Annotated in this window: 1 pseudogene; it reads right to left on the minus strand. The window is 61.9% G+C overall.

Features of this window, described 5'->3' with window-relative positions:
* Positions 1-114: 114 nt before the first annotated feature.
* Positions 115-307 (minus strand): annotated as a pseudogene (locus ACYQ1H_RS15635) (IS256 family transposase); the annotation flags it as partial.

Consider the following 307-nt stretch of genomic DNA (forward strand, 5'->3'; position numbering starts at 1 on the left):
GGGAGTGTCAGAAATTCTGTGTGTGAGGCGTGGGGAGACTTTTCCACGGTGACGGTTGCCGAAGGTCCGTTCAGGCCGTAGGTGCCCGGCGCGGTGGGAAAGTCGGTGGTCATTTTATCCGCGGGCCGCTTCAAAGCGTTCGGCATAGAGGATGGCGAACTGGTTCATGGCTTCCTTCCAGTCCTTGGCGGCCCGTCCCCAGTCGGCCGTGATGTTGCGCAAGGCCAGCCAGATCAGCTTGGTGGCAGCGGCATCGCTCGGGAAATGGCCGCGGGTCTTGATGATCTTGCGCAGCCGGGCGTTGATG

The organism is Methyloparacoccus murrellii (assembly GCF_054657115.1).